The organism is Rathayibacter rubneri, from assembly GCF_023743255.1.
In the GTDB taxonomy this organism is placed as follows: Bacteria; Actinomycetota; Actinomycetes; order Actinomycetales; family Microbacteriaceae; genus Rathayibacter; species Rathayibacter rubneri.
The window spans coordinates 1-11,996 of the sequence record NZ_JAMRYM010000100.1 but is presented as its reverse complement, the minus strand read 5'-3'; the positions used below and the strand labels follow the sequence as shown (position 1 = coordinate 11,996).

The following is an 11,996-nucleotide window of genomic DNA, read 5'->3' as shown; positions in this document are numbered from 1 at the left end:
CCTCGACACCCCGCGGCCCCGCCGCGCCGGAAGGACCTCTGCTCCATGGCTCTCCCCACCGCGTCCCGCCGCTCCGACAGGCCGCTGGGGATGTCGCTGCGGGCAGTCATGGGGTTCATCGGCATGAGCGTCGTGGCCGGCGTCCTGATCACGGTCGGGGTGACCCCGGCGCTCGCGCTCACCGGTCTCGCGACGACCAACACGATCGGCATGTTCCAGAACCTGCCGGGCTACATCGACGTCGGCCAGACCATGCAGCGGACCAACGTCTTCGCGGGCGACGGCACCACCCTGCTCGCCTCCGTCTACGACCAGAACCGCGTCGAGGTCGGATGGGACGAGGTCGCGCAGACCGCGAAGGACGCGGCCGTCGCCGGCGAGGACCCGCGCTTCTACGAGCACGGCGGCATCGACATCCAGGGCACGCTCCGCGCGCTCGCGGTCACCCTCTCGGGCGACGACCTCCAGGGCGGCTCGTCGATCACGCAGCAGTACGTCAAGAACGTGCTCGTGCAGAAGGCGGAGTCGATCGCCGACGAGGCGGAGCGCGCCGCCGCCTACAAGGTGGCGACGGCCCCCACCCCCGAGCGCAAGCTCAAGGAGATGCGCCTCGCGATCGGACTCGAGAAGGAGTACTCGAAGGACGACATCCTCCTCGGCTACCTCAACATCGCCCTCTTCGGCGGCACCGTCTACGGCATCGAGGCCGCCGCGAACTACTACTACGGCATCCCCGCGAGCCAGCTCACCACCGCCCAGGCCGCCGCACTCCTCGCCATCGTCAACAACCCCGAGAAGTTCCGCTTCGACGACTCGGCGAGCGAGGCGAACGGCGCCGCCAACGGCTACGCCGCTACGAAGGAGCGCCGCGACTACATCCTCACCGAGGAGCTGAAGTACGGGAAGATCGACCAGGCCACCCACGACGCCGCGATCGCCGAGCCCATCACGCCGAACATCACGCAGCCCTCCACCGGCTGCACCACGGCCGGCAACGCCGCGTACTTCTGCGACTACGTGCTCAACGTGCTCCGCAACGACGAGGTCTTCGGAGCGACGGACGACGAGCGCTACGCGAAGATCCGCCGCGGCGGCTACGACGTCGTCACGACGCTCGACCTCGACATCCAGCAGGTCTCGCAGGCGGCTCTGAACGCCTACGTCCCGCAGACCGACCCGCGCTTCGAGGTGGGAGCGACCGCCTCGAGCGTCGAGGCCCGCACCGGCCGAGTGCTCTCGATGGTCCAGAACACCGTCTACAGCCAGGACCCCGAGGTCCTGGCCGCCTCGCCCGGCACGAGCGCCGTGAACCTCAACGTCGACGAGGCGATGAGCGGCAACCGCGGTGTCCAGACGGGCTCCACCTACAAGGTGTTCACCCTGGCCAACTGGCTGACCGCCGGCCACACCCTCAACGAGAGCTTCCCCTCCCCGACCTCCGGCTTCCGCAGCTACCCGCAGAAGTGCAACATCGCCGAGGACGGGGTCACGGTCCCCGTCCCCTTCTACCGCCCGAAGAACGACGCCCCCTCCGACAACCGCGAGTCGATGAGCGCCGTCACCGCGACGCAGGGGTCGATCAACACGGGCTTCATGGGCATGGCCCACCAGCTCGACCTCTGCGACATCCGGACGACCGCCGAGGCGTTCGGCATGCACACCGCGACGAACACCGAGCTGTGGTCGACCCCGTCCACCGTGCTGGGGACGAACACCATCGCCCCGCTCACGGTCGCCGGCGCCTACGCGGGCATCGCGAACGACGGAGTCGCCTGCGACCCGATCGTGATCGACCGCATCACGGGGGCCGACGGCGCTCCGGTGGCCGTGCCCGCCGCGGACTGCGCCCCCGCGGTCTCGCCCGAGGTCGCTCACGGCATGCAGTACGCCATGCAGCGCGTCATGACGTCCGGCACGGGAGTGTCCTCGAACCCCGACGACGGGATCGAGCACATCGGCAAGACCGGCACCACCGACGAGGCCGCCGACGTCTGGACCGCGGGCGCCAGCCGCTCCGCCTCGCTCGCCGTCTGGGTCGGCAGCATCAACGGCTTCGAGGACGGCGAGAAGATCAACCTGCGCCAGGTGAGGATCACCGGCGAGAAGGGCAGCATCCAGGCCGCTCAGGCGCGTCACGCGATCTTCCGCCCGATCATGACCGCGCTCGACTCGAAGTACGGCGGCGACGACTTCATCGACCCGCCCTCGTCGATGCTCGCCTCCTCCTCGCGCGCGGCCTCGGTCACCGAGGTGCCCGACGTCTCGGGCCGCACCGTCGAGGAGGCGACCGCGACCCTCCAGGCGGCCGGCTTCACCGCGGGCCACCAGGAGATCGTCGACTCCACGACCGTCCCGGCCGGATCGGTCGTCTGGACGACCCCGAGCGCCGGCCAGGACGCGGTCGACGGCGCGGTGATCCCCCTGCAGATCAGTTCGGGCGAGGTCCCCGCGAACACGAGCGACGTCGGCGACGTGGACGGCGACCTGGTCTTCGACTGATCCGGGCGGGCGCGCTCCGCCGAGCGCAGCGCGCCTCCCCGAGCCGCTCCGGCACCTCGCCTACAGTGCTGGTGCAGCGAGAGGAACGATCCTGAAGCGACCCAACGTCCCCGTCTTCCAGCCCCGTCGAACCGTCCACGGAGCTCTCGGCGCGCTGATCGGATTCGTGATCGTCAGCGTCCTCGCCGGCCTCCTCGCGACGATCGCGGTCGCTCCGGCCGTGGCCCTCACGGGCGCGGCGACGTCGGGCACGATCTCGGCGTTCCAGTCGCTGCCGAGCTACCTCGAGGTCGGCGAGCTGATGCAGAAGACGGACGTCTACGCGGGCGACCCGGAGGATCCGACGCTCCTCGCGTCCTTCTACGACCAGAACCGCATCGAGGTCTCGGCCGACCGGATCGCCGACCCGGTGAAGGACGCGCTCGTCGCCAGCGAGGACCCGCGCTTCTTCGACCACGGCGGCATCGATCTGCAGGGCACGCTGCGGGCGGTCGCGAGCACGTACCTCCTGCACGAGGAGACGCAGGGCGGATCCTCGATCACCCAGCAGTACGTCAAGAACGTCCTGGTGCAGAAGGCCGAGTCGATCAGTGATCCGGACGAGCGCGAGAAGGCGTACGCCGAGGCGACCGCGACGACCGCCGAGCGCAAGCTCAAGGAGATGCGCCTGGCCATCGGACTCGAGAAGGAGTACTCGAAGGACGACATCCTCCTCGGCTACCTCAACATCGCCCTCTTCGGCGGCACGGTCTACGGCATCGAGGCCGCCGCGAACTACTACTACGGCATCCCCGCGAGCGAGCTCTCGACCGCCCAGTCGGCCGCACTCCTCGCCATCGTGAACAACCCCGAGAAGTTCCGCTTCGACCGGCCGGACGACCCCGCGAACGGCGAGGCGACCGGCTACGCGCTGACGACCGCGCGCCGGGACTACATCCTGGATCGGATGCTCGAGACCGGATCGCTCGATCGGGCGGCGCACGACGCGGCGCGAGCGGAGCCGATCCTGCCCTCGATCACGCCGCCCTCGACCGGGTGCCGGACGGCCGGCGACGCCGCCTACTTCTGCGACTACGTCTCCCACGTCCTGCGCGATGATCCGGCCCTCGGAGCCACCGACGACGAGCGCTACGCGACGATGAAGAGGGGCGGCCTGAAGGTCTACACGACCATCGACCTCGGCCTGCAGAAGGAGGCGCAGGCGGCGCTCGACGCGCAGGTGCCCTCGTACGACCAGCGGTTCCCGGTGGGGGCGACGGCCGTCGGCGTGCAGACCGGCACGGGCCGGGTGCTGACCATGGTGCAGAACACGCGCTACAGCCAGGACCCCACCGTGCTCGAGAGCGGGCCCGGGTACTCGGCGATCAACCTCAACGTCGACGCGGACGACGGCGGCGGGCAGGGCTTCCAGACCGGCTCGGCCTACAAGGTCTTCACCCTCGCGGAGTGGCTCGACCAGGGGCACACGCTGGTCGAGAAGTTCGACTCGAAGCGGAAGAACTGGACCGGCTTCGCCGACCGCTGCGACGGGGTGCAGAACTACCCGGCGTACGACCCCAAGAACGTCAACGACTTCGGATACTCCGACACCGACACCGCGCTGAACTCGACCATCAACTCGCTCAACACCGGGTTCATAGGCATGTCGCACCTGCTCGACCTGTGCGACATCCGCGAGCGAGCGGAGGCGTTCGGCGTCCACCGGGCCGACGGCGACCCGCTCGTGCAGACTCCCGCCGCAGTGCTGGGAACGAACGAGATCTCGCCCCTGACCATGGCCGTCGCGTACGCGGGCATCGCGAACGACGGCGTCACCTGCACCCCGGTGTCGATCACCGCGATCATCGGGGCGGACGGCGAGGAGATCGCCCCGATCCGGACGCAGTGCAGCCGCTCGGTCACCCCGGACGTCGCCCACGCGATGCAGTACGCGATGCTCCAGGTCACCGCCATCGGCAGCGGCTACGAGGCGGACCCGCGCGACGGCGTGCAGCACATCACCAAGACCGGGACCACCGACGACTCGGTCGACACCTGGACGGTCGGCGCATCGAGCACGACGTCCCTCGCCGTGTGGGTCGGCAGCATCTCGCCCCGCGAATCGGGCACGCGGATGAGCCTGGACGGGCTGTCGTTCGAGAGCGGCTGGGCCCCGAACGCGCGGCACCGCATCTGGAAGCCGCTGATGACCCGCATCGACGCCCGGTACGGCGGCGAGGACTTCGCGGCTCCGGAGCCGTCGATGATCGTCGCCCCGCAGAGGATCGTGCCGGACGTGGTCGGGCTCGGCATCGACGATGCGCGTCGAGCGCTCGAGGCGGCGGGCCTCGTGGTGGGAGCGACGTCGCCGGTCGACTCGGTGCGCCCCCGCGACGAGGTCGACGGGGCGGACCCCTCCGCCGGGACCTCCGTCGACGAGGGGTCGGCGATCGGGCTGAGGCTGAGCTCCGGAACGCCCCCGGCCGCCGGCTGACCGCGACGTCCCGACGCTGCGCCGACCCCTGCCCGGAGCGCCGCCGGGACGGAGATCACCCGCGCCGTCGTGCCCCCGCGCGGCGACGAGCGGGCACCGCCAGCAGCAGCACCGCGGCGACCAGCACGGCGACGCCGAGCGCCGCGTCGGCCGTGAGCCGCTCGCCGAGCAGGGCCACGCCCAGGAGGGTCGCGGTGGCCGGCTCGACCAGCGTCAGCGTCGAGACGGTCGCGGCCGGCAGCACGCGGAGACCGCGCGCGAAGAAGGTGTAGGCGAGGGCGACCGTGACGACGCCGAGCCAGAGGACGGCGGGGAGCGCCGGCGCGAGGCGGGACGGATCGCCCGCGAGCAGCACGGGCAGCGACAGCAGCGCCGCGACTCCGAACTGGGCGCCCATCGCGGCCGCCGGAGTGACGCCGCGCTCGAGCAGCAGCTTGCCGCAGACGGCGTACAGGGCGTAGGAGGCGCCCGCACCCGCGGACCCGAGGAGTCCCGGCACCGAGACGCCCGCAGAGCCGCCCCCGGTCAGGAGACCGGCCAGCAGCACCACTCCGACGGCGGCGAGGGCGGTGGAGGCGAACCAGCGGGCACTGGGCACGGTGCGCAGGACCAGCCACTCGAGCAGCCCGGTGAAGGCCGGGGCCGAGCCGAGCGCGACGATGGTGCCGACGGCCACTCCGTTCTCGGACGTGCCCGTGAAGAAGGCGGGCTGGTAGGCCGCCACGCCCAGGGCGCCGAGCAGCACGAACAGGAGCGTCGCCCGCGTCGGCCGCGCGAACCGGCGCGAGCGCAGGGCCTCGACTCCGAGCAGGAGGGCGAGCAGGGCGCCGCCGAGGGCGATGCGCGCGGCGCCCAGCAGCAGCGGATCCGTGCCGGAGGCCCCCAGCGCCTGAGCGGTCCCGGTGGTCCCGAAGCAGACGGCGGCGAACACCACTGCGGCGATCGCCGACGTGCGCGCGGTCATCCGGGCCCCGTTCCCGCGCCGGTCGACGCGTGCCCCCAGTCTCCCAGGACGACCGTCCGCTGCCGTCGCCGCGACCGGGCTCGCCGGTTTCCCAGGATCCCGGCCCCCGGTCGGCGGAGGATGAGGGGTAGCGTCGACGGGGTCGGCAGGAGGGCCGGGGACATGGGCATCGCGGAACCGTTCGACGTCGAGGACTACAGCAGGAGTGCGCACGGCAGCCTCCGCGACGACTTCTCGCTCCGCGAGTTCGAGGAGGTCCCGCTCGACCGCGAGGCCATCGTCGCGACCGCCTACCTGCGCGCCCTCGAGCACGCGATCGTGGCGCGGGTCCTCCCCGTCGCGCGGACGCATCCGGACGCGCGCGTGCGCGGCTTCGCGAGCGCCTGGGCCGCCGAGAGGCACCGCATCGCCGACGCCCTCGGCGAGGTGCTGGCGGCCTCGCCGCGCATCCGCGGCATCGAGACCCGGCCTCCCGAGCCGATCACCGCCCCCTCCGCTCTGCGGGCACGGGTCGCGGGCCTGCTGCCCGGCCCGGTCGCCCTCGTGCTCGCCGTGGACGCGCACGTCTCGCTGCACGCGTACCGCCGCCTCGCCCGCCTCTCGCTGCACCCCGAGATGGAGCGCCTCGCCGACGCCGTGACCGGGATCCTCGAGCGCCACGCGGACTTCTTCGGCGAGCTCGCCGCGTCCCGCCTGGGCCGGCCCCTGCCCGGTCGGATCGCCGCCGCCGCCCTGCTGCTGACGCTCCGGCTCCCGATCGGCGAGGCCGATCTGCCCGAGCCGCTCGCCCGCGAGGGGCGCGAGCTGGTCTTCGGCCGCGACGACGGGGGCCTGGACCGCATCGACGCGGCCGTCACGGGGGCCTTCTGCCTGCCCTGCACCGCGGCGCAGCGGCTGGCGCTGCCGCACCGGGCCCCCTCCCTCCGGGCCGCGGCGACCCTCGGCCGACGAGTGGCCGACGTCGTGCACGCGGTGCGCAGCGCGCGCGAGGCCGCGGAGCAGGCCCGGGGCTGATCCCGGCAGGGTCCACGACCCCCGCCGGCCGTCATCCCGCTGTCACACGGACGGGGTACGGTGTCCGCCGGGGAACGGAGGGCCTGTGGCACGACTGCTGCGCTCGGCGCGCCGGATCGCTCTCGCGGCGGTCCTCGTCCTCGGGCTCGCGGTCGTCGTGGGGCTGCCCGTCTACGTCCTCCCCTCGGTCGACGCCGTGCCGGAGCGCGCCGACGCGGTGCTCGTCCTCGGCCCGCCGACCCGCGCTCGCACCGATCTCGGCCGCGAGCTCGTGCGCGAGGGCGTCGCCGACACCCTCGTGATCTCGGTCTGGCCCTCCGACCTGGCCGCGGATCCGGACGAGCGCGACGTCGTCGCGTGCGATGAGCCCGGGATGCGCGTGGAGTGCTTCACCGCCGACCCCGGAACCACCCAGGGCGAGGCGCGTGCGCTCGCCGACGAGGCGCGCGCCGAGGACTGGTCCTCGGTGGTCGTCGTGACCCAGACCCCGCACATCACCCGGGCGCGCCTGCTGCTCGAGCGCTGCTGGCCGGGCGAGGTGCTGATGGTCAGCTCCGGGGAGCCGTACACGCTCGGCGCGTGGATCTACGAGTACGCCTACCAGACCGCCGGATTCGCCAAGGCCTTCGCGACTCCCGACTGCTGAGTCGCGCGAGGCCTCTCGGCGGGTCGCTAGCCCAGGAGCTCGCGCACGTCCTCGGCCGTGATGCCGCCCGTCGCCGCCGCACCGTCGTCGGACATGACCGCGGCGAACAGGGCGGCCTTCGCCTCCTTGAGCGCCATCACCTTCTCCTCGATCGTGTCCTTCGCGACGAGGCGGTAGACCATCACCGAGCGGGTCTGGCCGATGCGGTGCGCGCGGTCGACGGCCTGCGACTCCGTCGCCGGGTTCCACCACGGGTCGAGCAGGATGCAGTAGTCGGCCTCGGTGAGGTTCAGGCCGAAGCCGCCGGCCTTGAGCGAGATGAGGAACACGCCCGCCTCGCCGGAGCGGAAGCGGTCGATCACCTCGTCGCGCTTCTTCGTGGCGCCGTCGAGGTAGGCGTACTCGATGCCCGCGCCGTCCAGGCGGTCGCGCACGCGGCCGAGGAAGCGGGTGAACTGGCTGAAGACCAGAACGCGGTGCCCCTCCGACAGGGCGTCGGCGAGCAGCTCGTCGAGCAGGTCGAGCTTGGTCGAGGGCACGGTGGCGTGCGCCTCGTCGACCAGCGCCGCATCGAGGGCGACCTGACGCAGCACCGTGAGCGCCCGGAAGATCGCGAACCGGTTCTTCTCGAAGTCGCCGATGAGTCCGAGCACCCGCTGCCGCTCACGGGCGAGATACGTGTCGTAGACCTTCCGCTGCCGGGTGCCGAGCTCGACCTCGATGGTCTGCTCCTGCTTGGGCGGCAGCTCGGTCGCGACGAGCTCCTTCGTGCGGCGCAGCATCAGCGGGCGGATGCGGCGGCGCAGCTGCGTGAGGCGCTCGGTGTCGGCCTCCCGCTCGATCGGCTTCTGGTAGTACTCCGCGAAGCCCGCGGGGGACGGGAAGAGGCCGGGCGCCACGATGGAGAGCAGCGACCACAGCTCCATCACGTTGTTCTCCATCGGGGTGCCCGTGATGGCGAGCTTGAACGGCACGTCGAGCCGGCGCGCGAGCTGGTGCGTCGCCGACTGGCGGTTCTTGACGAACTGCGCCTCGTCGAGCATGAGCCCGGCCCAGCGGATGCCCGCGTACGACTCGTAGTCGAGGCGGAAGAGGGCGTAGGAGGTGACGACGAGCTCGGCCTCGCCGATCGTGGTCGAGAGGGCGCGGCGCTTCTTCTTCGACGTCTCGTCGATGCCGACCACGGTGAGCCCGGGGGCGAACCGCTTGGCCTCGCCGACCCAGTTGGGCACGACGCTGGTCGGGGCGATGACGAGGAACGGCCGCGGGGACGTGCCGGCGTCTCCTGCAGCGGCACGCTGCTCCTGCATCGCGCGGGCGATGAGGGCGAGCGACTGCACGGTCTTGCCCAGTCCCATGTCGTCGGCGAGGACTCCGCCGAGCTGGTTGTCGTAGAGGAAGGAGAGCCAGTCGTAGCCCAGCTGCTGGTAGGGCCGCAGCTCGACCTGGAAGCCGTCGGGCAGGGGCCGCGACTCGAGCGCACCGGTGGCCGTGAAGCCCGAGAGGCCCTCGACGGCGCGGCGCCACGCGGCGGCCTGCGCCTCGACGACGCCGAGCTCGACGAGCTCGTCCCAGAGCGACGACTGGAAGCGGCTGATGCGCAGCGTCTCGCCCGGGTCGTCCGAGAGCTCGCGCGCCTCGGCGATCAGCTCGCGCAGGCGCCCGAAGCGCTCGTCGTCGAGGGCGAAGTAGACACCGCTGGGCAGCACCATGTACTCGTCGCCGCGGGCCAGCGCGAGGAAGATCTCGGCGAGCGGCACCGCCTCGTCGTTCACGGTGACCGAGATCTCGAGGTTGAACCAGTCGCGGCTGTCGGGCTGGGCCACGGTCTGCACGGCGACGACGGGCGCGGTCTCGGCCTCGCGGTACTCCACGCGCTCGCCGATCTCCTCGATCTCGACCGTGCCGAGCTCGCGGAGCCGCTCGACCTCACTCGTGAGGAACCCGACGGTCTGCATGCCGCGCAGATCGAACGTGGGCCGCAGCCGCCTGCTCGAGGCCGAGACGAGGGCCGGGGTGGACTCGGGATCGATGCCGGCGGCGACGAGCGAGTCGAGGACCCGCTGCTCCGCGTCGGGATCCCGGTAGCCGGTCTCGCCGTCGATCCGCAGCGGGAGGCGCTCGGCGTCGACTCCGCGAGCGCCCTCGACGCCGTAGCGCCACCACCACGAGCCGCGCAGGCCCGCGCCGTCGGTGTGCTCGAGCGTCAGCCCGAGCCGCGGCTCGGGCACGGGCGGCGCCTCGAACGAGCCGTCGCGCGAGACGATCGCGAACAGGCGGTGCAGCCGCTGGTAGTGCTCGGTGAGGAACGCCGCCTCCTCCTGCTCCGGGATGCGGATCGGCTCGCGGCTCCAGAGGAACGTGCGGGCGGAGGAGAGCAGCGGCGCCGCGAACGGGACGAGCGTGACGGGGCGCGCGCGCAGCTCGTCGCCGGGCTCCCAGAGGTAGAGGCCGACCGCGGGGTCGCCGATGAAGCCGAACTCCTCGGGTGCGGGGGTGTCGCCGATGGCCACGAGCGAGCGCAGCTCGAGGCCGCCCGCGGTGCGGGTGACGTCGATCGACGCGGTGGCCGTGGTGTCGAGGATGCGCAGCGGGGTCTGGTCGCGGTCGCCCATGACCAGGCCGATGCCGGCGCGGACGGCGCCGTGCAGCGCGGCCCAGATGGCCTCGCTCCGGCAGCCGTCGAGGTAGAGCCAGGTGTCGGGCGAGTAGTAGCTCGAGGCGCTGTGCCCCGAGAGCAGCCCCTGGATCTCGCGCACGACGTCGATCTGGCGCTCGTCGTAGTCGTGGCTGTAGTGCAGGTAGCCCAGGTCGCGCCAGCTGGTGCCCGTGCGCACCCAGCGGTCGCGGTCGCCCATCCGCACCGGGCGCACACCCAGGCGGGGGCGCGGCTCAGGCGGCGGCCGGTAGCTGTTGTAGCGGCCCGGCGGTCGTCGCACCGGCTCGCCGGGGAGCAGCTCGAACTGCAGCCCGAGCGGGATGCCGGAGCGCGAGCGCTCGGTACCCGCGAGCAGCGGTGCCAGCGCGCTGCGCCACTCCGGGACCGCGTCGGCGCCGGTCTCGCCCGCGAAGGGACCGGCCAGGCCGCCCTCGCGCTCGCGGCGCAGGGCCTCGACGAGCACCGCGGCGACGTGCTTGCACTCGTGCTTGACCGGGCAGCTGCAGGCACCGCCGAGGAGGATCGAGCGCCCCCCGTCCTCGCGCAGCTGCACGCTGACCGCGTAGGGCGAGCGGCCGGAGCCGCGGACCTGGCCGAAGAGGCGCGTCCGGCCGCCGAACCACTGCAGCTCGCCGACCCGGCCCTCGTCGGCGTAGGCGGTGCCCTTCTCGAAGGCGGCGGTGCCGACGAGCGCGCGGATGTCCTGCTCGGAGAACGGCTCATGGGCTCCGGGGGTCTCCGACGCAGCGGGCGCGACCGAGGGCTGCGCGTCGCTCGAAGGACTCCGGCGGGCCATGGACCTCATGCTCTCCGCGCTCCGAACGGAACGCATCCGTCCATTCAACCCGATTCCGGGGCGCTCGCGAGCCGCGGACCGGGATCCGTCGACGCGCGGCGCCTCCGTACGATGGTCGGATGCCCCGTCTGGCCGTCGTCTCGGCGCACACCTCCCCCCTCGAGCAGCCCTCGACGGGCGACGCGGGCGGCATGAACGTGTACCTCGCGGCGGTGCTGCCGGAGCTCGCCAAGAAGGGCTGGGACGTCGTCGTGCTGACCCGCGGCTCCGGGACGAGGACGCTCGCTCCGGGCGTCGAGGTGGTCGGCGTGCCCGTCGCGGCCGGCGACAAGTACGCGCTCGCGGCGTCGGCGCCCGAGTTCGCGCGGGCGGCGGCCGGTGCCGACGTCGTGCACTCGCACTACTGGGTCTCGGGTCTGGCGGGTGCGCTGACCGGGCTGCCGCACGTGCACTCGATGCACTCGAGCTCGCTGGCGAAGAACGCGCGGCTCGCTCCCGGCGACGTGCCGGAGCCCGCCGAGCGGATCGACGCCGAGCGCTCGGTGCTCGCCGCGGCCGACGCGGTCGTGGTCGCGGGATCGGCGGAGCGCGCGGACGTCGAGGGCGGGTACGGCGTGGATCCGTCGCGGATCGTCGTCGTGCCGCCGGGGGTGGAGGCGCGGTTCCACCCGGGAGCGGAGGACCGACCGCACGAGATCGTGCTGGTCGGCCGGGTGCAGCCGCTCAAGGGGCAGCTGCTCGCCGTGCAGGCGCTGGCGCGGATGCCCGCCGCCGAGCGGCCCCTCCTGCGGATCGTCGGGGGGCCCGCTCCGGGACGCGAGGGGTACCTGGCCGCCGTGCAATCGGCGGCGCGCACGCTCGGCGTCGAGACCCGCGTGCGCTTCGACGGAGTGGCCGATCGCGACGAGGTGGCGCGGCGGCTCCGCAGCGCCACCTCGTCGCGAT

General features: G+C 72.7%; 7 protein-coding genes. 5 read left to right on the top strand and 2 right to left on the bottom strand.

Annotation, left to right across the window (positions count from 1 at the left end):
- Nucleotides 1–45: 45 nt before the first annotated feature.
- Together NB037_RS16430 and NB037_RS16425 are read left to right on the top strand one after the other, a co-directional pair.
- The gene (locus NB037_RS16430) at nucleotides 46–2,499 is read left to right on the top strand and encodes a penicillin-binding protein (RefSeq protein ID WP_251947658.1); all 2,454 of its coding nucleotides are present in this window, start codon (nucleotides 46–48) and stop codon (nucleotides 2,497–2,499) included.
- 166 nt (nucleotides 2,500–2,665) lie between these two features.
- Nucleotides 2,666–4,972 (top strand): transglycosylase domain-containing protein, encoded by a 2,307-nt coding sequence (locus NB037_RS16425; RefSeq protein WP_251947656.1) that lies wholly within the window; start codon nucleotides 2,666–2,668, stop codon nucleotides 4,970–4,972.
- Between the two features lie 55 nt (nucleotides 4,973–5,027).
- Here NB037_RS16425 and NB037_RS16420 read toward each other — a convergent pair whose 3' ends face one another.
- On the bottom strand, nucleotides 5,028–5,936 hold the full coding sequence (locus NB037_RS16420; protein WP_251947653.1) for a DMT family transporter: 909 nt from the start codon (nucleotides 5,934–5,936) through the stop codon (nucleotides 5,028–5,030).
- A 162-nt stretch (nucleotides 5,937–6,098) separates the two neighbouring features.
- Here NB037_RS16420 and NB037_RS16415 point away from each other — a divergent pair, with 162 nt between their 5' ends.
- Both NB037_RS16415 and NB037_RS16410 read left to right on the top strand, forming a co-directional pair.
- Nucleotides 6,099–6,950, top strand: coding sequence for a hypothetical protein (locus NB037_RS16415; RefSeq protein WP_251947651.1), 852 nt, complete (start codon nucleotides 6,099–6,101; stop codon nucleotides 6,948–6,950).
- An 85-nt stretch (nucleotides 6,951–7,035) separates the two neighbouring features.
- Complete coding sequence (locus NB037_RS16410) at nucleotides 7,036–7,596, top strand: YdcF family protein (RefSeq protein WP_251947648.1); 561 nt, start codon at nucleotides 7,036–7,038, stop codon at nucleotides 7,594–7,596.
- 26 nt (nucleotides 7,597–7,622) lie between these two features.
- Here NB037_RS16410 and NB037_RS16405 read toward each other — a convergent pair whose 3' ends face one another.
- On the bottom strand, nucleotides 7,623–11,051 hold the full coding sequence (locus tag NB037_RS16405; RefSeq protein WP_251947646.1) for a DEAD/DEAH box helicase: 3,429 nt from the start codon (nucleotides 11,049–11,051) through the stop codon (nucleotides 7,623–7,625).
- Between the two features lie 119 nt (nucleotides 11,052–11,170).
- Between NB037_RS16405 and NB037_RS16400 the strand changes: the two genes are divergently transcribed.
- Nucleotides 11,171–11,996: glycosyltransferase (locus NB037_RS16400; protein ID WP_251947643.1), on the top strand; the 826-nt coding region annotated here is incomplete at its 3' end.

Bases quoted from the DNA above. Each gene is read 5' to 3' on its own strand.
- NB037_RS16430 (WP_251947658.1), top strand. From the start codon at position 46: ATGGCTCTCCCCACCGCGTCCCGCCGCTCCGACAGGCCGCTGGGGATG.
- NB037_RS16420 (WP_251947653.1), bottom strand. From the start codon at position 5,936: ATGACCGCGCGCACGTCGGCGATCGCCGCAGTGGTGTTCGCCGCCGTC.
- NB037_RS16415 (WP_251947651.1), top strand. From the start codon at position 6,099: ATGGGCATCGCGGAACCGTTCGACGTCGAGGACTACAGCAGGAGTGCG.
- NB037_RS16405 (WP_251947646.1), bottom strand. From the start codon at position 11,051: ATGGCCCGCCGGAGTCCTTCGAGCGACGCGCAGCCCTCGGTCGCGCCC.